This is a genomic window from Dyadobacter arcticus (genome assembly GCF_011762185.1).
Classification (GTDB): Bacteria; Bacteroidota; Bacteroidia; order Cytophagales; family Spirosomataceae; genus Dyadobacter; species Dyadobacter arcticus.
This window is the reverse complement of the sequence record NZ_JAASQJ010000002.1, coordinates 72,477-95,088: the sequence shown is the minus strand read 5'-3', so window position 1 is coordinate 95,088 and position 22,612 is coordinate 72,477. Positions and strand designations below refer to the sequence as shown.

The window sequence follows — 22,612 nt, the reverse complement described above, 5'->3', positions numbered from 1 at the left end:
TTCGTTTTAAAACCAGATTACAATTTGAAATTGATATTGAATCCATAACTCCGCGTCGACGGAATGGCCGTCGATTCTACACCCGGAAGTACGGTACCGCCAAGGGTTGATGAGGTTTCCGGATCGATATGCGGCACTTTGCTCCACAAGAACAGGTTTCTTCCAACGAAAGAGATGGAAAGGTCCCGGACAGGAAAATTGCTTCCAAGCCATCTGGCGGGTACGACATAGCCCAGAATTACTTCCCTCAATTTGGTAAATGTCGCGTCGTAAATTACAGGTTCCAGTAATGTCCTGCCCAGGGTAATGGTGGTGTGCCATTCGCGGGAGCTTAATTTTTTATCGTTCGGAGTAAAGCCCGTTATTGCTCCCCCAGCGTCACTGGTCGGTACGACGCCCTTGCCAATCACGCCATTGCCAGGCAGTGAAAGATCATAACCATTGGCCCGGCCTTCAAGGGTTTCAATGATCCGGCCGCCTTCCCGTCCTACCGTTTGCGTATGCGAGTACAACGACCCGCCGTGACGATGGTCAATCAAAAAGCTGAGTGAAATGCCTTTGAATGAAAAACGGTTGCTGATACCCGCCTGCCAGTCAGGATTGTAATTGCCGAGTAAGACACGTTCAGTCGTTGGAACAGGCTTTCCTGCATTGTTGTAGACGATCTCGCCGACGTACTGGCCGGTTTTATCATAATATTTACTTTTCGGGTCAGCGCTCACACGCTCGTATCCGATGCCGTACATATTACCCATACGTTCGCCTACGCGGGCTTCCACCGTCACATACCTGGATGCGAGTACGTAATTGCTGATCGCCTGCCCGGAAACAGGATCTGTATAAAGCCGCTTCACTTCGCTGCGGCTCACTGTATGGTTTACATTTAATTCCCATTTGAAACCATTATCAAGCCGAACCGGAATGGTGGAAAGCATGATCTCTGAACCCCAGTTCCGGATCAGTCCGGCGTTGATAATCTTGGCGTTATAGCCCGACGTGCTGGACAATGGAATGGGCAGGATCTGGTTTTCGCTATTGCTGAGGTAGTAGGTAACATCCAGGTTAATGCGGTTTTTGAAAAGGCGCAGATCAAAACCTGTTTCAAATGATGAGCTGATCTCGGGTTTCAATTCCGCGTTGGCCAGTGTGGAAAGCTCCGAGTAGGAAGGCAATCCTTTCACCGCCGTTTGCGCGGTATATGCTGAAATCAGCTGATAAGGGTCGGTATCATTTCCGACCCGTGCCAGACCAACCCTGGCTTTCAAAAAGGAGACCGGTCCGCTGTTAATGTTAAGCAAATCTGACAGAATGAGACTTACATTCCCTGCCGGATAGAAGTAGCTCCGATTGGCACGCGGCAGTGAGCTCGACCAATCATTCCTGGCCGAAAGATCCACAAACACCATATCCTTATAACCAACCTGGCCAGATGCATATAGGCTGTTGATCCTTTTCTGCGAACGCATACTGGTCGCCTGCAATGCGACCTTGGAATTTCCGAGCGAATAAATTCCCGGCACGGCCAGCTCCGGTGCGCTGATGTCGGACATGTTGCGGGTCTGGCGCAAGAGGTTACCTCCCACAGAAGCCTGGATTGAAATGCCGGAATTCAGGTCTTTGTTGGCGCTTAGTAAGAAATCGCTGTTTGTTTCCTGCAATACAATTTTCTCTTCGCGGTAGCTTCCCAGCAGGTAACGCTGGGTGCTATACGCTCTTCTGCGGTCGCGGAATTCGTTACTGTAATCCGTTCCCGTGCGGAGCGTGAGGCTTAGCCAGTCTGTGAATGCATAATTGGCAGCAACATTGCCGAATATGCGTTTGATATCCTGACCGTTTGTATTCTCATAAAGATTGAAATACGGATTATCATGGTAATTATAATTGAAGTTAAACTGGTTCAATCCTTCCCGTCCAGCCTGCCAGTAATTGCGCAGCGAAGCGGTATTGTGCGATGAACTGTACCAGTTGTTGAATAGGTACATAATGTTTTCGGTACCATAGCTCAGGCTCGGACGGTTACCGCTTTTATTGTCAATGTAGTTGACAACTGTATTAATTTTCAGCTTTTTATTGAGATTATAACCACCCGAAACGGCAAAGGTATTTCTGGCAAGATCAGTATTAGGTATAAAACCCTTTTGATCCAAACGTGTGTAAGACAATCGGAAATCGCCTTTATCCGACGAGGAACTTACCGCCAGGTTATCCGTATTGGTAACCCCGGTTTCGAAAAAATCCTTCACATTATCCGGATAGGCGATCCAAGGCGTGGCCTGTATTGTTCCGCGTTTCAAAAGCTGCGCGTTCAGGTCCACAATGCCAATGGCAGGGGAGAGGTTACCCACGTCGCCGCCGCGAAATCCATTGCTGGTCGGGGAGTCGAACTGGCTTAACAGCTGGCCGTTCATGGCTGGCCCCCAACTTTCGTCCACACCATCGCGGTTACCATTACCATTGCCGTCCACAAAATTGAATTCTACCAATCCCTGACCATACACATTCTGGTATTTTGGAAGTTTTAAAACGGATTCGAAGGTGGTGGTATGGTTCACCGATACGCCAATGCCTTTTGTAGACTTACCGGTTTTTGTTTTGATAATAATCACCCCATTATTGGCCCTAGAACCATACAATGCGGCAGCGCTTCCGCCTTTCAAGACGGTAACTGACTCAATATCATCAGGGTTGATAAAACCGGCGCCGTTACCAAAATCCACATCCTGGTTCCTGCCACCCGGGCCGCCCGTGGATCCCGTGAAGCTATTGGATATCGGCACGCCATCGACCACAAAAAGAGGTTGATTATTATTAATGTTCAATGAACGTTCACCACGGATCGTGATCCTGCTGGAACTCCCAATCCCCGATGGATTACTCACGATGTTAACCCCTGCTACTTTTCCGGCCAGAGAACTGACCAGGTTTGTTTCCCGCGCCTGGATAAGCTGGTTTCCGTCTACGCTTTGGGTCGCATATCCCAATGCTTTCTTGTTTTTTTCAATCCCGAGCGCGGTTACGACAAGTTCTTTCAGCTGGGTAGCGTCGGTAGCCAGGGAAACATCAATTTTGCCCCTGCCTTTTACCTCAATTTCTTTTGGAACAAAGCCAACAAAGGAGAATACGAGTACTGCATTATCGGCTGGCGACGCAATCAGATAGTTTCCCTCATTGTCGGTAAGCGTGCCACTTGTGGTGCCTTTTACTAAAATACTGACCCCAGCGAGCGCTGCTCCGTCATCGGATGAGGTTACGCGGCCGGTTACATTTTGCGCATGGCAAATGTGCGACAGCAAAAACAGTGAGAACAATTTAAATAAAGATCTTTTCATGATAAATCAGAGATGAATTTGTGAATACGGTTCAGCAAAATTCAATCGTTCATGCAAGTTTTTGCCAGTAGTTTTGGTGCATTCTCCGGTACTATTGATACATTTTTGATCAAAAATTTTCCACGTAAAACACTGATAATAAATGGGTTTAATATTTAATAATTTGATAACATCAAGCGTAGGTTTCGCTTTGGTATAGTCATGATATTGCGCGAATTTGTCTTTTTGAGGGCAATGCATTTTGTCCTTTCTTCCCATTAAAAATCCCGGAAATGAAAAAAGCAGTACCAGTTTTTGCATACCAGATATTCTTTCTCTTATTGTTTATTTCTAAAAGCTACGCGCAGCAGCCCGGTCAGACTCTGGACGGATGGAAGGAGGGCTATCTGGATATTCATCACATCAATACCGGAGGCGGCAATGCTACCTTTTTCATTTTGCCGGATGGAACCACGCTACTCATCGATGCGGGTGCCCTGGATCCGACGGAGCCAAGAACAATGGGCCCGCGCAATACCAAAGTCAAGCCCGATACGACCCGCCAGCCGGGAGAATGGATCGCACGGTACATCAGCAAGGCAATGGAATTTAGGGCCAAAGAAAAATCCCTGGATTATGCGCTGATCACCCATTTTCATGACGATCACATGGGCGAAGTTTCCGGTATTTCCAAAAAGTCGAAACAGGGGCCGTATATGTTGACGGGGATTACTGAGGTAGGCGACTGGCTGCCCATTGGAAAAATGATCGATCGCGGATGGCCTGACTATACATTTCCGAAAGTGACGGACACCAAAACGATGGCCAATTACCGCAGCTTCCTGGATTGGAATGCGAAAAATAAGGGGATGAAAATTGGAAAGGCAGCTCCTGGCCGAAACGATCAGCTTACTTTGATTAGAAACCCTAAAAAATATGCGGGCGTGTTCGAAATACGCAATGTGGCGGCCAATGGCGAGGTATGGACGGGGGTGGGAACGGAAACCAGGGCGCAATTTCCTGATCTGAAAACATTGAGCCCGCAGCTGTTTCCCAGTGAGAATATGTGCAGCATTGCATTAAGGATAAGCTACGGAAAATTCGACTATTTCACCGGCGGCGATCTGCCGGGAATCGTACGGCCTGGCATGCCGCAGTGGCAGGATATGGAAACGCCGGTTGCGAAAGCCGTTGGCCCGGTTGAAATGCAGATCCTTGACCATCACGGAAACCGGGATTCCCAAAATGAAATGATGCTGAAAACCTTGCGGCCGAGGGTTTTAATCATCCCCGTCTGGTCGTCTGATCACCCTGGGCATGACGTCCTGGACCGGATTTATTCCCAGAATATTTATCCCGGCGAAAGGGATGTTTTCGCAACAGATATGCTGGAACCCAATAAACTGGTGATCGGGGAACTGCTCGACAGGCTAAAAAGCGACAGCGGACATATCGTCGTGAGAGTGGAACCAGGCGGCGATCGCTATCACGTTTTTATCCTGGACGATCGCAATGAAGAATGCAAGATCAAAAGTGTCCACGGGCCTTACATTGCACGATAAGTCGCTGGTTGGTGTTCAATCATATTGGCATTGGTGCTGTAAGTTTTAAAATTAGTTAAAGTGTTAGTATGATCAATTCACACCCGGGTAACATTAGAGGCGTATCTTTAAGATTATTTAGAAGCGAGTATGAATTGGTATGAAGATGAGGTATTACGGGTTGAGAAAGAATCTCAGAAACTATTATTTCAGCCGGAAACCGTGTTTTATGGCAGTTCCAGCATCAATCTCTGGACAACGCTATATGCTGATTTCGAAGATATAAAACCGGTTAATCTGGGCTTTGGAGGATCAACACTGGCCGCCTGCGCCTGGTTTTTTGACCGGATCATGGCCCCGATAGCTTCTGCAAATGCCATTGTTATTTATGCTGGAGACAATGATCTGGGCGATGGCCGCAATCCAATGGAAGTATGCCTGTTTTATCGGCAGCTGATGGGACAGATTCAAAAGAAGTTTGGCAATATATCCTGCTATTACATTAGCATTAAGCCGAGCCTGCAACGCTGGGAGATTATATCCCAGATTAAAACAGCCAACCGGCTTATTTGCGAAGAGATTGAAAAGGATCCGCATCAGCATTATATCGATATCTTCCCGGCTATGCTGAATGAACGAGGCGCACCGGATAAACATCTTTTTGAGCAAGACGGATTGCATTTGAGCCCAATGGGTTACGATTTATGGAAAAAAATAATCAGGAAGTCACTCAACCTGCCCAATGATATTAAGATATGGTAAGCTCACAAGAAGCTGCGATCATGGAAAGGGAATACCAAAAATGGTTTAGCCCAAACCTGAACAGGTATATGGAAATGCTGGTTTTCGGTAGAGAGGGCGTACCCGTTATATTCTTTCCTACCAGGGCAGCTCATTTTTATGACCTGGAAAACTGGCGGATCATTGATGCCATGCGTGAGAAAATTACCTCCGGCGAGGTTCAGGTTTTTTGCGTCGACAGCATTGATGAGGAAAGTTTTTATTCAAATAAACCGCCTCGTGAGCGAATCCTCCGGCATTTGCAATATGAAAGGTATATTTTGAATGAAGTCATTCCTTTCGTAAAACAAAGGAACAAAGAAAAGCAACTCGCGGTAGCCGGTTGCAGCCTGGGAGGCTATCACGCCGTCAACATTGGTTTGAAAAACCCCAAAATTTTCAACAAAATTGTGGGTATGAGCGCGCGCTACGATTTAACCAAACCGCTGCCATTCTTCGCCGACCTTTTTGACGGTTATTTCGACGAAAACATCTACTTCAATATGCCCAATCACTTTGTCCCCAGGATAAGTGATAAAAAGTTATTGAAGCAATTGCGAAACCTCGACATCACACTGGCCATCGGGCAGGATGATTCATTTCTGCCTGATAACAAGCGATTAAGCGACTCTCTGAACGCAATCGGCGTACCTCATAACTTGTTCATCTGGGAAGAAGAGGCCCACCGCCCGCGCTACTGGCGAGAGATGGTCAAGTTGTATTTGTGATCAGGCAACCACTTCACCGCCGGTTTGCTCTTTCTCAGCTAGTTTTTTGCTTTTCTTGGTAGCCCGTTTTTCAACCTTAATAATCTTGTTAGCAAGCTTCTTTGCTACTTTTCCGACCATTTTCCTCAGCTTCTTCGAAGCCTGCTCTGCCTCGCTGAGTTTAGTGTTAACGATCGAAACGATCTGGAGCGCAAGTTCTTTTTTCTTTCCTTTCATAAGTCTCGGGAACGGTTGAATGACCTCGTAAATCTAAGACTTCCGGCGACAAACTTCATATTAAGTTTTACCCACCCGGCTCAATCGACTTTTGCCGGTGCCCTTTGGATCTCCGGATAATAAACGGATTACCCATTGTGATGGCAAGTTATTAGACTTTGGCCATATTTAAGATCTAAATAATTGCTCTATATTTGAACTTAACTTATAAGTGAAGCGTATACACTTTCAGAAGTATTCTAAAAACAGAAAACTATCCATCTATACAGTCAGATTTGCTGAAAACACTGAAAATGAGACAGATAGTTTCTTGAAAAAATATTGGCAGGCAGGTTTTAAAGAGGATATTCTAATCATTAAGAATTGGATTAGGAACCTCGAAGATCGCGGCGCGAAAGAGCATTATTTTAGGCATGAAAGAAGGGCAAATGCCGGACCAGCTCACTTCTCAAAATTGAGAATTTATTGTATCCGTTGTCACGACAATCTCATCATTTTAGATGGCGGCGGGGAGAAGAGAGGTCAAACAGCGCAAGATGGGCAGGAAACCAACGCCGCTATGGAACTGATGAACGCAGTGGACGAGGCTTTTGTGGAGAAAATTAAAGACAGGGATATCATATACTCCTTCGACGGAATGGATTTGTTCGGGGAGCTTTTTGTAGACATATCTTAACAATGACTAGACTAGACTCAATAACAGATGATAAATCAATCGGCAGATTTGTCGATAAGAGCTTTGACATTTCAGACAGAATTTTTGAAATTCTTACTCGAAAAGGGTTAAGTCAAAGGCAGTTTGCAGATATATTGGGCAAAAATGAGTCCGAGGTAAGCAAATGGCTTTCTGGGACTCATAATTTCACCATTAAAACCATTACCCACCTAGAAGTTATTTTAGAAGAAGTTATCATGGCAGTCATAAGTGACAATCTGGATAATATTTCATTTGAGTACATCGATAAAAATCCAACAGCCGAATTGGTTGATTGTGAAAATTGCTTAGATAACCTGAACGTGCCATATCTTAAAACCGAAAGGGTAAACAAATTCGTGGAATATTCTCTATCAGAATCGTTGTGATAAATAATGTCGATATCAAAATAATTGACGCCAGCCTGGATAAGTTGTCCATAGATAACACCATAGCCAAAGAATTAATAGCATCTTATTCTTTCAAGTGTGACAAGTTTAAAGTTCAAATAGAAACTGGTGATTTAAGATTGCTAATGATCACATGGAAAATAGAAATCTTGGCCAATCATCAAAATGCTGATAGAGATTCTATCAAACTGGAAACGACCATAGGTACTGTCTTCAAAATTAACAACATTGACATTGTGCTTGGTCTAGCGGATCACAAAATACAGAATGCCGAATTGATGCTTTCAATCTTTGATTTATCTTATTCAACGGCGAGAGGTCTTATCGACTCAGTCGCTAAGGGAACAGCTTTTCACGGAGCGTTATTACCTCTGGTTGATCCGATGAAACTTGTATCTGGTTTCGAGGAATTAGTCAAAGTTGATGTTTTATATCAACGTTAACGAGCATAGTAACAATCAATTAAGCCCTTCTAATCAAACATTTGCAGGGCTTTTTGTTTTTCTAGGTGTGTGACAACCAAGTCTTGAAGGGCTGATCCGCGGAAAACTTTAATGATACTTCACATACTCATTAGAAAACGACCCATCGTTGAAAAGATCAATAATCGCGTAACCTGGTGTGGTTTCCTTGTACTTTCCCATCCAATAATTGCCACAAACGGCGCCGTTGCAGCAATAGGTTACCTTGTTATATTCGACCCGGTCGAGGAGGTGAATGTGGCCGCTTACAGCCAGTTTTACATTTTCATGCCGGTTGAAAAGCTTAATGATCTGTGCCGCATCCATATGCATCCAGCTTCCCGGCACAACCCAATTTCCCTCTTTTAGATTGTCGCCATCAAAAAATACGCTTGCAGATAAGATAGGAATGTGCGAAGCAACCATGACAGGCATATGTGGAGGCGTGTTTTTTAAATCTTCTTTCAGCCAACCCATCTGGGCTTCATCCAGACTGGCCAAATATCCTGCCCCCTCCGGTCTGGGCTGAACGCTATCCAGCATGATAAAATGCCATCCGTTCCTGTCAAAACTTTGATACGGCCTCGTGATTTCCGTTTCATCCATTGCCCGTTTCTTCCCGTCCTGAAAAGTACCTTCCAAATTGGACGGATGCCAGATGTCATGATTTCCAATGCAGGAGATCAGCGGCAGGCTGTTTTCCGAAACCATCACTTTGTGATAGAGTTGCCATTCTTTGGCAGACTTTTCCTTGGAAATGCTGTGAGAACCCATCACGGAGTCTCCGGTATTTAATATAAAATCTGGCTTAATATCCAGATTTTGAAGGTGGTGGAGGCATTTCTCGAAACTCCTGCCCGCCCAGAGATGAGGCTGAATGTGAATGTCGGTCAGGTGGGCGATGCGCAGGACCCGTTTAGGTAGATAAGGTGCTGAATGTACAGATGCTGAAACCGATAATCCGCCAGCTACCAGTCCCAGGGTCTTCAACAGGTTTCTTCTTTGCATAGCAATAGCATGTTTTGCAAAGATCCCTCATCCGTATGAATCCTGTGTTAATCAAAGGTTATATGATTATTAATCAATCTAATGCGCCGCTATTATCCTTTGTTCACAATTGCATAACATTTGGGTAAAACGCGGCAGCAACGCTTCCGCTAGATTTGTGTAAAAACTATCTCACCATGCATATGTATTTTACCAAAACTAAAACAGCGGGAGCTACTGCGCTGATTTTAACCGCGCTTACGTTGGGCTGCACTCTTCAGGATCACAACATTCCGGTCGATTCTGCCAAATTGATCGACAGGTCTGTAAATCCGGCCCTGATCAAATCCATGCCTGGCTTCGGAGATCTCAAGATCACCACATTGATTAGCTCGGACGATGTTCTTCAGGACTCACCTAGTTTCATTTACGGCGCCCAGCCCGACGGAGGTGCATTTGTAAAAAACCCGAATGGTGAAGGATTCGTAATGATCAACAACCATGAGATCCATTTCTCTGTTTCGCGGGTGTATCTCGACAAAGAGCTGAAACCAGTAAAAGGAGAGTACATTGTGGATGCGGAAGGCGGTCAGTGGCGCTTGTGTTCTGCAACATTGGCAACCCCGCAGGAGCACGGTTTCGGGCCGGTTTTCCTTACCGCCGGTGAAAGCAGCTCGGAATCGATGACGCATGCTATCGACCCATTTGCGCCAGCAGACAAAAAAAATAAGACGAGAACGGTGAGTGCATTTGGAAAATGGAACGCTGAAAATGCAGTTCCCCTGCCAAAAGACGCTTTCCCTGGAAAAACGGTGATCGTGATTGGTGAAGATGATACCAATGGCCAATTGGTATTGTATGTATCCGACGTGGTTGGCGATCTGAACAATGGAAAATTGTACGCTTTACGCCGGACTAACAAGGAAAGCGTTGAGACAGATATGCAAAAAGGACAGATTCATGATGTTGAGTTTGTTCCATTTGATAACGTAAAGACCAGCACAGGAACAGAATTACAGACTCAGACGGTGGACAAAAAAATGATCCAGTTTGCCCGTGTTGAGGATATCGATTACGCAAAAGGCGGAAATGGTGCAGGAAGGCAAATTTATTTCACTGCAACGGGTGTAAGCCAGGCGGATAAGGTGACGCCGGTGGCTGGCAAAAACATGTGGGGACGGGTTTACCACCTCACATTTGATCCGACCAACCCTTTGAAAGGAAAACTCGAAATTATCATGGATGGCGAAGATAAGCCTGGAAGCTTCATTGTAAATCCGGATAACATCTGCGTGACCAAAAACTTTGTTTATGTGCAGGAAGACGGTGATTCGTTCTACAAATTCAACGACCATGACGGAACAATCTGGCAGTACAATATTGCTACGAAGGAAAGCAAAGCCATGCTGCAAATGAACCACCGCAGAAATGATCCAACTTTCAATGCGAAATACAATTCGGTAGGTAGCAATCTATTGAGTTCCTGGGAATATGGCGCAATGATCGACATCTCCGATGTTGTGGGAATCCCTGAAACGTTTATGATTAATTTACACCCGCATACCTGGCAGGACGAAAAATACAAGGGAGCAGACGGCAGCGGTATCTCAACTAACAAAGAAGGAGGCCAGACCGTAATTGTTCGAGGGATCAAGCAATAATTACTTCTTCAACAAAAATGAAACCAGAAGGCCCTTTTCGAAGGGCCTTCTATTATTTTTATAGGGATATGAAGATTTGCCCACGTCTGATTTTTGTAGTTTTTTCGATTCTTACGTTTTTAAGCTGCGGGTCGCAGAAAAGCCCGAAAGATGTTGTCTACACCCAATTTGATGATGACCTGAAAACGCTGATTGCCAGGAATGAAGGTTTCCTGGGCTTTGTCAGGACGTTGGACGACAAGCAAAAGCTTCGCGAGGAATTCCTCAAACTGCGGTTGCAATACAAAAAAACAGAAGCTTTCTCTGAGTACTTTTTTCCTACAACCGTCAGAATGGTTAATGGTGCGCCGCTGGATGAAGTGGAAGACGAGGAAAATGCTGTTTTTGAGCCGGGCGGTCTGCAAGTCATTGAAGAGCTGATCTACACGGACGAGCCGATAGATAAGGAGGAGTTGATCCGGCACGTAAGAAAACTGCAGGTCAATGTGAAACGTATCAAAATGTTGTGGGTAGATATCGGCCTGACCGATGCCCACGTAATGGACGCATTGCGCCTGGAACTTTTCCGGCTGATTACCCTGGGGATCTCCGGTTTTGATAACCCCGCCTCCGGAAATGCGCTGGAAGAAAGTAAGCAGGTTTTGCGTTCGTTTCAGCAATACCTAGGAGTTTACGAGGGCGTTATGCCTGATTCAAAGGAATTGCAGGACCAAGCCGAGAATGCGATCCTGTTTTTGAACAAAAGCAAAAATTTCAATGATTTCGACCGGGCTGCATTTATTGTAGACCATATCAACCCGTTGTGCCGGAGCCTTCACAAAAGCCAGAAGGCCGCGTCCATTCCCTTTGTTTTTGACCGCAAAATTCTAAAAGGCGACGCGGCAACGTTGTTCGATCCGGGTGCGTTTGATGCAGAAGCACTTGTCTCCAATTCGAGGTTTAGTTCAACAGCCGATCGCATCGCATTGGGGCAGAAGCTATTTTACGATGGCCGGATTTCGGGCAATGGGAAAACCAATTGCGGCACTTGCCACCAACCCGGGCTGGCTTATACCGACGGACTGAAAACCAGTAAAGGCTTTGGCAAAGAAAGCATTGGCCGAAACGCGCCGACGCTCCAATACGCGGCATTGCAACAAGCAATGTTTTACGATCTGCGGTCACCGTCCCTGGAAGACCAGGCAGCGGATGTGATTCACAATAAAAATGAAATGCACGGATCGTTAGATGAAATAGCCAAACTCATTGGTTCCGATGCAGATTATCAAAGGCTCTTCAAAAAAGCTTATCCGGAATTGGATACAATTCCCCCAGTCTACATTCAAAATTCGCTGGCAGTTTTTGTCCGATCATTGAACCCATTTAATTCAAGGTTTGATCAATACATGCGGGGTGATAAAAAGGTGCTCACTTTGGAGGAGATTAGCGGTTTCAATCTTTTCATGGGCAAAGCAAAGTGTGGAACCTGCCATTTCGTGCCACTTTTCAACGGAACCGTTCCGCCCGATTACCAGCGCACCGAATCGGAAGTGTTAGGGGTAACCGCAGATGCAGATTTCAAAAATGCCAAACTGGACACCGACGCTGGCCGGGGAGCCCATAACCAGTTTCCACAATGGGAAAACGCATTCAAAACAAGTACCGTCAGAAATGTAGCGAAGACGGCACCGTATATGCATAATGGTGCGTATGCTACCTTGGAACAGGTCATGCAATTTTACAATGAGGGTGGCGGCGCTGGCCTTGGGTTGAATGTTCCTAACCAGACGCTGGCTGCGGATAAACTGAAATTGACGCCCAAGGAGATTGGGCTGGTGACTAAGTTTATGGGGAGTTTGAATGATTGATAAATGGAAAGAGCATCCACGCATTTTTAAAAGTATAGAGGGTCAATTCAATTTTTTGATCCACATATTCCGGACGGAAACTTTGGTTGTCGCTTCGATTTCAATCCCGATCATACCCGTCTGGTTATTGGATGATTTTGGATCGTCGTCAATCATGACGGCCATGACCGTGCCATTCAGAATGTGAATAAAAACCCCGCCCCGGGCAATCACGGTGTATTGGTTCCAGTCATTCATTTTGATCACGTCTCCCAATGCCTTACGGTCGCCAACGTTTCCCATCAGGCGCTTGCTCTTTTCACCGTAACCTTCCACTACCTGTCCGCGCCAGGCCAGAATTCGCATCGGCGTGTTTTCGGAGTAAAATTGTCCCGTCCAGACCGGCGAGCTCGGCCAGAAATCTGCCTGCGGCCCTGTCATCATCCAGTCCAGATTAACCGGGCCAACGTTAGCCGTAACATTGTCAGCAATTTTTGCCAGCCAGGGTACTCCGGTAATGCTGCGGTACTGGATCCCGCTCCCGCCTTTTCCTTCGACTTTGATCTCAAATTTCAGCGTAAAATCTTTGGCCTTCATATCCCGGTTTACAATGTAACTGTTGCCACTTGGGTTTTGGGCCGTTGATTCGCCGACGATCGCACCATCTTCAACGCGCCAGAATTTGGGATTTCCATCCCAGCCCTTCAAACTTTTTCCGTCAAATAGCGACACATATCCCGCATGGTCGTTGAAATCCATTGAATCAGGTTCGGTAAAAGACATTCCGCCCGGTTTGGGTTTGGCCGGCGCAGTTTGCTGAGCAGAGACCATCCCCGAAATCATCGTTATGGCACACAGAATGATAAGATTTTGAAATTTCATACCTGATTGTTTAACGGGTTTGGGACAATGGACAAATTTAACCTACCTGCGCATCAACAGATGCAAAATCATAGCTATTCCAGGCCTCCGCAATTTTTCCGGAATCGACCCTGATCATGCAGAGCCCCGGCACGACGACAGGTTTTCCTGTCCCTGCATGCGTCGCGTAAATGACCGTACGGGCGGTTTCCATGTCATCCTCTGAAACGACCTCCTCTACATCAATGCGAATGTCGTGGAATTGCGTATTGAATAGCTTAAAAAACGCCCTGAAACCAGCCGCGCCTTTTGGCAAACTGTCGTCTATACCCTGAAAATGTGCGTCGCTTGTCATCATTTGCTCAATGGCATCTTCATTGCTGTTGTTCCAAACCTGATCAAACCACCGGTACAATAAAGTCGATTTTTTATCACGCATGACACAAAAGTTTAGATGAATGAATTTAATGGTAAAAAGCAGGAATGGTAGGGTTTTACTGATGTGTTTTAAGGTAATGTGTTGACGTACAGTTAATTTATAGGAAGGCAAGCTGGCGTGCGAAATATTACTAACGCGACTGACGTCTGCGAGAAAATGTACGGGGGTGGTTACCGGCCAGACTGAATTCAGGAGACACAGAAATCAGGTTCTAATCTGATTTTTGCTGGAATTTTGCTAGTTTTGAAAAGACGTGCTTGTGGATTTTTGAAAGAACTAAATATTGAAACCGTGGAAGATTGGGGATACATTGATTTTGAATGACTATGCAAACGAGAGAAGATATTTTACAAAAATTAGAATGGGTTACCGCTGCCGAATCTAGCCAATAGAAAGAGCGCGCAGCCCGCAAAGCCGGAAATCCAAAAGCCCTTGAAAAGTCTCGGATTATCGCGATTAATACCCTTGCTCAACTGCGAAAACTTAGAATGAGCCAAAAGGATTTGGCGGAGAAATTGCAGGTAACGCCTCAGACTGTGAATTCCTGGGTGAAGGGGAATAGCAATTTTACGATTGAGACGATTGTGCGGATTGAGGAGGCTTTGGGGGTGGAGTTGATTGGGGTTAGGGTTGGGTGATATATTGCAATGCCACACTACTTATCATCATAATGCCCTTTCGCGGCAATTACAAAGACAGTAACAGTTTGTTCAATGATCTGGTAAACCAAGCGATGCTTTTTATCAATGCGGCGCGACCATAATCCGGAAAAATTGTTTTTTAGCTGCTCGGGTTTGCCGATTCCGCTGTACGGATTTGCACCAAGCTCCTCGAAAATGCGTTCGATGCGTTTAACGAGTGACTTCCCGCCGGATTTATGTAAAAATAAAAGGTCTTTTCTTGCTCTGTCAGAGAAGGTTACAGAATATCTGCCCATATGTTTTTGAGATCGCGAATGGAAGTCACTCTTCCAGCCTTCACGTCCTCAATGCCCTCTTTTATGGCACTTAACACTTGCAGGTCCGAAAAAAAGACATCAGTTTCAGTACTTTCATCAATTGGCGTGAGTAAAACTGATTTCTTATTCTTTCCCCGGTGAATGATCACTCGTTCTTTCTCGGCAAGATCCAAATAATCCTTCTGCTTGCCCCGAAATTCCCTGGCTGATATAATTCTCATGGGTGTACGACTTTGTGTACACGAAGATAGGGATATTTTGTATTTTTTGCGAAAGTTAGCAGGAAGTAAAACTGAAAACTTACCATGATGATGGTTCCACTTAATTTGTGCAGGTGCCGCTTGCACAAATTACCGGTCGGGAATATGTGGTAGTAAATTGTCGCATGTATTTGAGGTTCTTGGCGAAAGTCTCTGCATGTCAGGGGATTCGTTTTGACAGTCCGCGGCAAGGTGATCGATCATCTTCGCTGCTCAATTTGCGACCGTCTACTGTTCAATGATGGTTTTTCCAATTTGCCGGCCAACCGTTAGCATTCAATGGAGAAAGCTCAATTTGCCGTAAGGATTTACATATTGCTTGTCAGAGAATGCACAGAAATACTAATTTTAATATAATGTATAATCAAGAGATAATTTATAGTGGTGTTGTTAGATTCGTCGCGAAACACGACTCGTCAAAGTCAATTGATGCGACGGGTGACCTTACGTTTGAATGGTTTCCTAAAATTGGTGCCGTTTTCAAGGGGCGGATACCAGGTTACCCCAACGTTCATCCGCCCACTGTAATGGAGGCACAACATTTAGAGTTATGGGCAAATGGCCTGATGGTCTCAGATGTTCAAATAACGCTAATTCGACATCCATTGATGCCTCTTCCTGGTGAACCGCTGGTTAAACATTGGTATATTGAAGCTAGCTGCGACAATAAGACCATAATGGGGGATTCCTCGATACAAGTGCAAAAATTGGAATTCGTAGTACCAAATCTTAGATCACTCACAAATGAATATCACATAGAGCAAGAGTTTGGATACTCATTTGTTCATTTGATCGTATTTAGGGACAACGAGGTGGAAGTTCGAATTCAAGAAATGTACGACTTCGATCAGAAAATGTCACAGTTAAATAGCAATGGTGGATATGCCGCTACTTACTTTGGGGAGGCTTCAAAAACGAATTCAAAAACCTTTTCACTTCGTGAGGAGAGAGAGCTTATGGAAAAGCTTGCTACATTTTTTAGCTTCCTAAACGGCAGAAGAACAACTCCGATTTTTATTCAAGGTAAATCGGAGGGTGTAGTTTACTGGACTGACTATAGTCACTCTGTTGCTGATTCTTACATTCCAATTGATAGTTGGCAAGTTCTTAATTTCCCAAACAGGTACGAAGCAATTTGGGAGAATTTTGTCCATCTATGGGAGGACGAATCTGAACGAACCTTCATGAAATTTATATTGCATTGGTATTTCGAATCTTTAAAAAGTCAAGAGTTTTCTGAATCGGGAATTATCAATGCGCAAACTGGTATCGAATCTCTATATCACAAAATTATCGTCCAACAGAAAAAGCTTTTGTACGGAAAAGACATCGAGTCAATTGCTGCCTCAAATAAGATCCGATTAATCCTATCTATTCTTAATGCTCCTTCTGATGCGCCAGAGTTCTTCGACCTTATTTTAAAAAAAATTGGTCAGGAATTTCCCGATGCTCCTGCGGTTTGTGTCAAAGTAAGAAATTCATTAGTTCATTCAGGCAAAGCGTCTTCACGAGATGATGTGGAGACGTCTAAAAGATTAAAAATCCAAGTATTAACAGTGCTTACATGGTATCTTGAGATGGGAATTCTGTACTACTTTGGATTCGAAGGCAAATATTGGAATCGATCTAGGCAAACTTTGCAATCGCAATATGATGGAGAGATTGTACCCTGGTCTACAAGACTTAAATAAGACGAAGTTTAGCTATACGCATGCGCATAGGACGGACGAATCTCATCACACTTTCATCCTACCTCCCCCCAATCAACCGCTCCAACCGCCCCATCATCTCACCCTTCTCCTTCAACATCCGCTCATACAATGCAATCTTCTCCTCATGAAGCTGCATTATCTTATCGATAGGGTTATAAATATTTTGGTATATAGCTGACCCATTATCAAAGGTGTTAGAAATGATATTTACAGCCTTTTCTTCATCAAAATTCCGAATCGCCTCAGCAGGAATTTTCAAAATAGCCGCAACTTGTTCCAAAATGTCGGAATCGATCTTTTCTTTTTGTTCGAAGAGCGAGATTTTTTGCTGGTTCCAGTCTTCACCGAGCTCAAACGCAAGATGATCTTGTTTGATCGAGAGCATTTCTCGAAATCGCTTCAAGTTACGGCCTTCGTGGATCTTTGGATTGGAGGTAGTATGTGCCATGTGGAAAGGTGTTTGGTTAGAAAAAGCAATTTATATAAATCTGCGGGGAAGTGCTCGGATATCTTACGGGCGGCCCGCGTAGGGGGTTGGGATGTACGTTACGGGCGGGAAGGGGAGTAGGGAGGAAGGGGAGGAAGGGGAGGAAGGGGAGGAAGGAGGAAGGAGGAAGGAGGAAGGAGGAAGGAGGAAGGGGAGAAAGGGCAGCCTGTCGGTTATTGCGCGTGTATTAAAAGTGAAAATCTATTCGTTGAAGCAGGTGGCTTACCATTGCTGAATAATCACGCCAAGTTGTTTATCCATTAAAGCAAATTCTTTGGCTCCCCACGGTCTAAGTGTGATTTTAGCTAAGTTGGGATGAAGAAATTCAGGAAAATTGGCTGCTATTTTTTCGTATACTGTCTCAATATCGTCGGTTACTAACCTGAACTCAGGATTGTGCTCTTCCGCCAACTTTATATCTTCAAAAAGGTTAATGCGCAATCCATCTTTTTCAAGCACACAAAATGGTTTGTTACCGTCTAATTCGTTATGCCCTATGGTGAATTCGAGGCAATCAACAAACAATTTCAGCGCTTCGTTAATGTCTGTGTAAAAGACGTTTGGGACTAATTTGGTAAATCTCATAGCAGCGACAGGTGAGTTGGAATGTAAGTTAAAAAAAATAAGGCTGTCCGTGTTTCGGGCAGCCTTATCATTTTAAATTTTCAACGTTTACAACATCTCAAAAAACTTTACTGTGCCATCACCCTCATTGCTGGTGACGAGCAGGTTTTTTCCGTTAGGGCTTTTGTCCGCCGGGATGATCAATACGCCTTCTGGCGCGTCGCCTGTTTTAATCATCTGAAGAAATTTCGGGGCAGCGGGGTTGCTGATATCGTATACCGCAATGGCATCCACACGTTCCAATGCGATGAAAGCCGTAGGTTTATTGTTGATCATGGCTACGGTAACACCTTCTGGCTCAACACCTTTGTCATCGGAGCGATCGTCATCATAAATACCGGCATTAATCGCTTCCTGCTCCAGGCCGCTTCCTGAGTCGTGCACGAGCTGACCAGTCGCTGCATTGAAAATGCTGAAACCACGACCTCCAAATCCATAAAGCACATCGTAATCTCCATCATTGTCTATATCACCGCGAGTACTTGTAACCCGTAGGCGACCCAGATTTTCGGGTTTCTGCAATGTGGTGGCATTAGGGAAAACGGTGGCGTCGAGCGTCAATGCGCTGACCCTCTTTTGCTCATCGAACGCGGTATATTCGCGGGCGTCTCCTTCGTTTGCCGTGATCAGGTAAGCTGAACCGTTTGTAGAAAAGGACGCAATTGCGTCGGGCAGGTAGAAAGATTTCACGGGATAGGTGCCCAGCGCAACTTTACTGTCCCTGTCGCTCGCATCCATGGCATTAACCAGCTGGCTGATATCTTTGGTGCCCAATGGGTGCAATTTCAGGATCGTTCCAGTGGTAAGGTCCAGTTCGGCAATGCCATTGTTTTCCTGAAGGGTAACAAAGGCTTTTTTAGAATCGCTTGAAATGGCTACATATTCGGGCTCAATGTCCTTCGCAAAAGTTGCGCCTGGTCCGAATACCCGGAAACCGTTCATGGCCAACTGATTGTACGAACCTTCAAATGCGCCGAAAGTAAGGGTCTTTACACTGTAATTATCAGTAACGTCGATAATTGAAACGGATCCTTCCGGATCAGTTGTATAGGCAGCGTTAGGCTCACCTTCATTCGCTGTTACAATGTATTTGCCATCGGGACTAAAAATGACCATATCGGGCAGGGCGCCGACTGTAATTTGTTTAATAGTTGCCAATGAAATGGTGTTGAGGACGATCACACTTCCATTGGCCTGCTTATTAATTGCTTCCAATGCAATGGCGAGCTTACCATTGGATACGGCCACGCTATTTGCAACACCACCAAGCTTAGAAATATCAATGGATTGCGATTTGGTAACTAACGGAAATTTTGAAAGATCCAGAACGTCCACGGTCGCCGCGGATTCATTGTTTACCGTAAAAAGTTTTTGAGTGGTCGGGTCGTAAGCTGAAATTTCCGATGCAGCAGTTCCGCCAAGGTCAATCGAAGTGATTTCTTTAAATGAAGCAGGTGATCCAGGATCCTGAGGAAAATGGTCTGTACAACCATTAAGAATAGCTGCCAGCAATGTCAGCGCAAGTAGAGATTTGTTTTTCATCTTCGAGTTGTGAGTAGTAAAAAACAAAAATAGGGACAAGCAGAATGTGTAATCAGCGTAATTCCAAAGGTTAACAATTCCTTAACACTGAGGCAATTTAGATTTTGAACCGCTAACTAAGTTCCGTGTTATCTTATCATGAATCTTGGACTAACTCAAATGTTTCGCTTTAACTTTATATAGCTGCATAAGAACAACCAAATGATCCCCTGTTCTTATAATAGGTAGATAACTCACGGTACCTTTTGTATTTCTTCAAAAAAAATCAATACAAACCCATGAATCAGATCTCAGAGGCTCAACTGGGCCGGATTATTGAGGAGTATGGAAGTGTTATCCCTGGCCTGAGCCAGCCGTTAAAGGAGAATATTGAAAAGGAATTTGCCGTAGAAAATCAGCCGGATACAGCCGATGTGGCAAAAGAGGCCAATTTCACGACAGTCCGTATCATTGAGGAGGAGCAAGGTATTGTGGCCAGTGAACGGATTATTGTCGCCACTGCAGGAGTGAGGCCGGTTGTCAGAATAAAGGATAATAAAGTCACGACCGAGTTTTTGGGAAGAAATACAAGTAATTCTGCCTGGGCACCTGTTCTGTTGCAATGTAGTGAAGCTTTGAACAAGGCAATTCCTGCGGTGGGGCGCATAGAACTGAATAATGGCGACCTGTCGTGGGTAGGGACGGGATGGATGATCGAGGAAGGGATTATTGTTACGAATGCCCACGTTGCTGAGCTATTTTCAAAACCCGATGCGGCAACATCCAGTTTCGTCTTCAAACCGGGGCTGCTTGGCGGTACGGTTAGTTCTAAAATTGATTTTTTGGAGGAAGAAAACAATGTTAATAGCCTGGAACATCCCATCAGTAATGTGATATGGATCGCGCCTACCGGCGAAACGGATGTTGCATTTTTGAAAGTCGTCCAGGGAGCGGGTATGCCGGCATTACCAAGTCCTGTTGAATTGGCCGATTCGGTAGAGAACGAATCCGCAATTGCTGCCATTGGTTATCCGGCCAAAGACGATACGATCCGCGATCAGGAATTGGTGATCAGCATTTTCGGAAATGATGTTTATGATAAAAAAAGGCTTGCACCGGGAAAGGTCAAAACCATTGATGAAAAAATGCTGCACCACGACTGCTCCACACTCGGCGGCAATTCAGGCTCGCTTCTGATCGACCTGAAAACGGGAAAAGCGGTTGGTTTGCACCAGGGAGGGTTTTTAAACGATTCTGCCAACATTGGCGTAAGCGTTACTCACCTGAAAGTCCTTTTATCTAAGATTAAAAAAAATATAACAGAGAATGCGCTGACTCCTCAACCGATAAAAAAACCTCAAAATGAACTCGTAATGCCAGTGAACAACGAATCTCCTGAGATCAAAATCAATCTGCAGATCCCGCTGGAAATTTCAATCAAGCTGGGAAATGTGGTTACTTCTTTCGGAACGGCCGCTCTGCCGCTTCCCGCTGCGACCGATCCATTCGCAGGTCAGTTTGGGAATGTGGACGCGGCCTTGGAAGTAGCCAAAACGACATTTGAGTCAAATCCTGATGTCGTTAAGGTCAGAAAGGGATACCGGTTTAAGAATGGGTGGATTACGGACGAGGAAGTGATTGTGGTGGAATTGAAAGAAAAGCTTTCTCTGACCGATTTATTAGGAACAGGAAAAAGGCCGATTACCCGTGAGATTCTCGGGGTCGGCGTGGATGTGCGGACGGCGGTTTTGCCTGACTTATTGGATAGCATGGGCATTGACCTTACTGTGCTGGAACGTAAATCGGCACCAGCGAGGTACCAGGAGCCACCTGGATTTGATGATCTGGATTCTGATATGTTTTTGAGAAGGATCAGGGCAAAGATGGATGCGATATTTCATGTTAGTCCCGACGCCGGTTTCAGTACACTGAGCTCCTTTCTCAGCCGGGTCACGGGCAAGCTTACAGCAACCATTTATGAATGGCAGCCCAATCACATCAGTGACGCCATTGAGGAAGCCATCGAAAGGACCGGTGGCACGTTGAAAATGGTTACCCAGCGAACCGGAGTAGCAGAGTCGGACGCAACCATTTCTGCGGTTAACGATATGAAAGCGCGGTTGGGCGATCGGTTTGAACATGTTTGGGCTTCAACACGGGGTCGTAACAGGCTGATCCCGAATTCTTACCACATTAAAGTTGCCACCCGCGACGGCGAGGAATTCTGGCTTTCGAGCGGCAATTGGAAGAACTCGAACCAACCGGAAAACCCAACCGGGCTACCAGCTTTGAAACAATTTAACAGGGAATGGCACGCGGTAATCCGCAACAAAAAGCTTACCGGGCTGTTCGAACGCTACATTGACTACGATTTCACCCAGGCGAAGTTATTCCCAACCGAAATCAATGAAGCTTTTCAGTTACCCGAGGTAGAATTTTTTATCCAGGACACTTCCGGCGTCGGACAGGAAAGCATCGCCGGCGTGACCTATGAGGATACCTTAGTAATTGTTGACGAAGTATTGGACATACAGCCACTGCTCACACCTGACCGAGATGCGGATGGCGACCGCCTGTTTATCAAGCAAGCCACCAATATGGTCCGGCGTGCAACCAGAAGCGTTTACATTCAAAACCAGTCTTTCAATATTACCAAAGAAAATAATGAAGAACTCGATGAGTTTTTCGACGCGGTCAGCAAAAAACAGCGGGCGATTACGGACGTCAAGATTATTTTTCGGGATGCGAAGGATTATGGGCGGCAGAGCGATCTGGAAAAGCAGCAGGAAATGATCGAACTGTTGAAAACACGCGGATTTGATACTTCACGCGACCGGATGAGGCTGCAATCGAAATGCCATACAAAAGGCATTATCGTTGATTCGAAAGAAGTGTTGTTGGGTTCTCAAAACATCACAAACGGCGGGGCGCTTCATAATCGCGACGCAAGCCTGCTGGTCAGGAACAGGAAAGTCGCCGAGTTTTTCGAAAAGGTCTTTCTTTTTGATTGGGATAACCTCACGCATAACGAGATTAACGAAAGCGCGGGCGGGCTTCGGATAGCACAGCCCGGAGAGGCAACCCCGGAGGGCTTCCGTCGCGTTGGACTGGCCGAATTGCTTGGCGAAAGGCAATAGA

21 protein-coding genes are annotated in these 22,612 nt (G+C 45.4%); 11 read left to right on the top strand and 10 right to left on the bottom strand.

Annotated elements, in window-relative coordinates:
* Positions 1-17: 17 nt before the first annotated feature.
* A complete protein-coding gene (locus FHS68_RS07955; RefSeq protein WP_167268947.1) occupies positions 18-3,329 on the bottom strand; it encodes a SusC/RagA family TonB-linked outer membrane protein in 3,312 nt (1,103 codons plus the stop codon).
* 272 nt (positions 3,330-3,601) lie between these two features.
* Here FHS68_RS07955 and FHS68_RS07950 point away from each other — a divergent pair, with 272 nt between their 5' ends.
* The 3 genes from FHS68_RS07950 (at position 3,602) to FHS68_RS07940 (ending at position 6,357) form a co-directional block, all read left to right on the top strand.
* The gene (locus tag FHS68_RS07950; protein WP_167268945.1) at positions 3,602-4,870 is read left to right on the top strand and encodes a ComEC/Rec2 family competence protein; all 1,269 of its coding nucleotides are present in this window, start codon (positions 3,602-3,604) and stop codon (positions 4,868-4,870) included.
* A 129-nt stretch (positions 4,871-4,999) separates the two neighbouring features.
* Positions 5,000-5,611 carry a GDSL-type esterase/lipase family protein gene (locus tag FHS68_RS07945; RefSeq protein WP_167268943.1) on the top strand — a complete coding sequence of 204 codons (612 nt, stop codon included), beginning with the start codon at positions 5,000-5,002 and terminating at the stop codon, positions 5,609-5,611.
* Complete coding sequence (locus FHS68_RS07940) at positions 5,605-6,357, top strand: esterase family protein (RefSeq protein ID WP_229211818.1); 753 nt, start codon at positions 5,605-5,607, stop codon at positions 6,355-6,357. The genes FHS68_RS07945 and FHS68_RS07940 overlap by 7 nt, the downstream gene beginning before the upstream one ends.
* Here the strand turns inward: FHS68_RS07940 and FHS68_RS07935 are convergent, their stop codons facing one another.
* Positions 6,358-6,573 carry a hypothetical protein gene (locus tag FHS68_RS07935; RefSeq protein WP_167268941.1) on the bottom strand — a complete coding sequence of 72 codons (216 nt, stop codon included), beginning with the start codon at positions 6,571-6,573 and terminating at the stop codon, positions 6,358-6,360. It lies immediately after the preceding gene.
* Positions 6,574-6,784: 211 nt separating this feature from the next.
* Here FHS68_RS07935 and FHS68_RS07930 point away from each other — a divergent pair, with 211 nt between their 5' ends.
* The 3 genes from FHS68_RS07930 to FHS68_RS07920 are packed head-to-tail and all read left to right on the top strand — an operon-like array spanning position 6,785 to position 8,120.
* Positions 6,785-7,249, top strand: a complete 465-nt coding sequence (locus tag FHS68_RS07930; RefSeq protein WP_167268939.1) for a hypothetical protein — start codon at positions 6,785-6,787, stop codon at positions 7,247-7,249.
* Positions 7,250-7,251: 2 nt separating this feature from the next.
* Entirely contained in the window at positions 7,252-7,656 is a 405-nt protein-coding gene (locus tag FHS68_RS07925) for a helix-turn-helix domain-containing protein (protein ID WP_167268937.1), read from the top strand.
* On the top strand, positions 7,653-8,120 hold the full coding sequence (locus FHS68_RS07920) for a hypothetical protein (RefSeq protein WP_167268935.1): 468 nt from the start codon (positions 7,653-7,655) through the stop codon (positions 8,118-8,120). The genes FHS68_RS07925 and FHS68_RS07920 overlap by 4 nt, the downstream gene beginning before the upstream one ends.
* A 108-nt stretch (positions 8,121-8,228) precedes the next feature.
* Here FHS68_RS07920 and FHS68_RS07915 read toward each other — a convergent pair whose 3' ends face one another.
* The gene (locus FHS68_RS07915; RefSeq protein WP_167268933.1) at positions 8,229-9,146 is read right to left on the bottom strand and encodes a metallophosphoesterase family protein; all 918 of its coding nucleotides are present in this window, start codon (positions 9,144-9,146) and stop codon (positions 8,229-8,231) included.
* Between the two features lie 176 nt (positions 9,147-9,322).
* Between FHS68_RS07915 and FHS68_RS07910 the strand changes: the two genes are divergently transcribed.
* On the top strand, positions 9,323-10,786 hold the full coding sequence (locus FHS68_RS07910; protein WP_167268931.1) for a PhoX family protein: 1,464 nt from the start codon (positions 9,323-9,325) through the stop codon (positions 10,784-10,786).
* A gap of 68 nt (positions 10,787-10,854) precedes the next feature.
* Positions 10,855-12,633 carry a cytochrome-c peroxidase gene (locus tag FHS68_RS07905; protein ID WP_167268929.1) on the top strand — a complete coding sequence of 593 codons (1,779 nt, stop codon included), beginning with the start codon at positions 10,855-10,857 and terminating at the stop codon, positions 12,631-12,633.
* A 42-nt stretch (positions 12,634-12,675) separates the two neighbouring features.
* On the opposite strand, the gene FHS68_RS07900 is transcribed toward FHS68_RS07905, so the two are convergent.
* Together FHS68_RS07900 and FHS68_RS07895 are read right to left on the bottom strand one after the other, a co-directional pair.
* On the bottom strand, positions 12,676-13,494 hold the full coding sequence (locus tag FHS68_RS07900) for a 3-keto-disaccharide hydrolase (RefSeq protein ID WP_229211817.1): 819 nt from the start codon (positions 13,492-13,494) through the stop codon (positions 12,676-12,678).
* A 37-nt stretch (positions 13,495-13,531) separates the two neighbouring features.
* Positions 13,532-13,912 (bottom strand): ester cyclase, encoded by a 381-nt coding sequence (locus FHS68_RS07895; protein ID WP_167268928.1) that lies wholly within the window; start codon positions 13,910-13,912, stop codon positions 13,532-13,534.
* Between the two features lie 446 nt (positions 13,913-14,358).
* Between FHS68_RS07895 and FHS68_RS07890 the strand changes: the two genes are divergently transcribed.
* The gene (locus FHS68_RS07890; protein WP_310588554.1) at positions 14,359-14,550 is read left to right on the top strand and encodes a helix-turn-helix transcriptional regulator; all 192 of its coding nucleotides are present in this window, start codon (positions 14,359-14,361) and stop codon (positions 14,548-14,550) included.
* A 17-nt stretch (positions 14,551-14,567) separates the two neighbouring features.
* On the opposite strand, the gene FHS68_RS07885 is transcribed toward FHS68_RS07890, so the two are convergent.
* Positions 14,568-14,849: a Txe/YoeB family addiction module toxin gene (locus tag FHS68_RS07885; RefSeq protein ID WP_167268924.1), complete on the bottom strand. Its 282-nt coding sequence runs from the start codon at positions 14,847-14,849 to the stop codon at positions 14,568-14,570.
* Entirely contained in the window at positions 14,831-15,091 is a 261-nt protein-coding gene (locus tag FHS68_RS07880; protein WP_167268922.1) for a type II toxin-antitoxin system Phd/YefM family antitoxin, read from the bottom strand. The genes FHS68_RS07885 and FHS68_RS07880 overlap by 19 nt, the downstream gene beginning before the upstream one ends.
* Before the next feature lie 395 nt (positions 15,092-15,486).
* Between FHS68_RS07880 and FHS68_RS07875 the strand changes: the two genes are divergently transcribed.
* The gene (locus tag FHS68_RS07875) at positions 15,487-16,821 is read left to right on the top strand and encodes a YopA family protein (RefSeq protein ID WP_167268920.1); all 1,335 of its coding nucleotides are present in this window, start codon (positions 15,487-15,489) and stop codon (positions 16,819-16,821) included.
* 58 nt (positions 16,822-16,879) lie between these two features.
* On the opposite strand, the gene FHS68_RS07870 is transcribed toward FHS68_RS07875, so the two are convergent.
* From FHS68_RS07870 to FHS68_RS07860, 3 genes are all read right to left on the bottom strand, one after another.
* Entirely contained in the window at positions 16,880-17,290 is a 411-nt protein-coding gene (locus FHS68_RS07870; protein WP_167268918.1) for a helix-turn-helix domain-containing protein, read from the bottom strand.
* Positions 17,291-17,551: 261 nt separating this feature from the next.
* The gene (locus FHS68_RS07865) at positions 17,552-17,914 is read right to left on the bottom strand and encodes a VOC family protein (protein WP_167268916.1); all 363 of its coding nucleotides are present in this window, start codon (positions 17,912-17,914) and stop codon (positions 17,552-17,554) included.
* Positions 17,915-18,001: 87 nt separating this feature from the next.
* On the bottom strand, positions 18,002-19,495 hold the full coding sequence (locus FHS68_RS07860; protein ID WP_167268914.1) for a choice-of-anchor I family protein: 1,494 nt from the start codon (positions 19,493-19,495) through the stop codon (positions 18,002-18,004).
* Between the two features lie 278 nt (positions 19,496-19,773).
* Here FHS68_RS07860 and FHS68_RS07855 point away from each other — a divergent pair, with 278 nt between their 5' ends.
* On the top strand, positions 19,774-22,611 hold the full coding sequence (locus FHS68_RS07855) for a phospholipase D-like domain-containing protein (protein WP_167268912.1): 2,838 nt from the start codon (positions 19,774-19,776) through the stop codon (positions 22,609-22,611).
* Position 22,612: the final 1 nt, after the last annotated feature.

Bases quoted from the DNA above. Each gene is read 5' to 3' on its own strand.
- FHS68_RS07955 (WP_167268947.1), bottom strand. From the start codon at position 3,329: ATGAAAAGATCTTTATTTAAATTGTTCTCACTGTTTTTGCTGTCGCAC.
- FHS68_RS07950 (WP_167268945.1), top strand. From the start codon at position 3,602: ATGAAAAAAGCAGTACCAGTTTTTGCATACCAGATATTCTTTCTCTTA.
- FHS68_RS07945 (WP_167268943.1), top strand. From the start codon at position 5,000: ATGAATTGGTATGAAGATGAGGTATTACGGGTTGAGAAAGAATCTCAG.
- FHS68_RS07940 (WP_229211818.1), top strand. From the start codon at position 5,605: ATGGTAAGCTCACAAGAAGCTGCGATCATGGAAAGGGAATACCAAAAA.
- FHS68_RS07935 (WP_167268941.1), bottom strand. From the start codon at position 6,573: ATGAAAGGAAAGAAAAAAGAACTTGCGCTCCAGATCGTTTCGATCGTT.
- FHS68_RS07925 (WP_167268937.1), top strand. From the start codon at position 7,252: ATGACTAGACTAGACTCAATAACAGATGATAAATCAATCGGCAGATTT.
- FHS68_RS07915 (WP_167268933.1), bottom strand. From the start codon at position 9,146: ATGCAAAGAAGAAACCTGTTGAAGACCCTGGGACTGGTAGCTGGCGGA.
- FHS68_RS07910 (WP_167268931.1), top strand. From the start codon at position 9,323: ATGCATATGTATTTTACCAAAACTAAAACAGCGGGAGCTACTGCGCTG.
- FHS68_RS07905 (WP_167268929.1), top strand. From the start codon at position 10,855: ATGAAGATTTGCCCACGTCTGATTTTTGTAGTTTTTTCGATTCTTACG.
- FHS68_RS07900 (WP_229211817.1), bottom strand. From the start codon at position 13,494: ATGAAATTTCAAAATCTTATCATTCTGTGTGCCATAACGATGATTTCG.
- FHS68_RS07895 (WP_167268928.1), bottom strand. From the start codon at position 13,912: ATGCGTGATAAAAAATCGACTTTATTGTACCGGTGGTTTGATCAGGTT.
- FHS68_RS07885 (WP_167268924.1), bottom strand. From the start codon at position 14,849: ATGGGCAGATATTCTGTAACCTTCTCTGACAGAGCAAGAAAAGACCTT.
- FHS68_RS07880 (WP_167268922.1), bottom strand. From the start codon at position 15,091: ATGAGAATTATATCAGCCAGGGAATTTCGGGGCAAGCAGAAGGATTAT.
- FHS68_RS07875 (WP_167268920.1), top strand. From the start codon at position 15,487: ATGTATAATCAAGAGATAATTTATAGTGGTGTTGTTAGATTCGTCGCG.
- FHS68_RS07870 (WP_167268918.1), bottom strand. From the start codon at position 17,290: ATGGCACATACTACCTCCAATCCAAAGATCCACGAAGGCCGTAACTTG.
- FHS68_RS07865 (WP_167268916.1), bottom strand. From the start codon at position 17,914: ATGAGATTTACCAAATTAGTCCCAAACGTCTTTTACACAGACATTAAC.
- FHS68_RS07860 (WP_167268914.1), bottom strand. From the start codon at position 19,495: ATGAAAAACAAATCTCTACTTGCGCTGACATTGCTGGCAGCTATTCTT.
- FHS68_RS07855 (WP_167268912.1), top strand. From the start codon at position 19,774: ATGAATCAGATCTCAGAGGCTCAACTGGGCCGGATTATTGAGGAGTAT.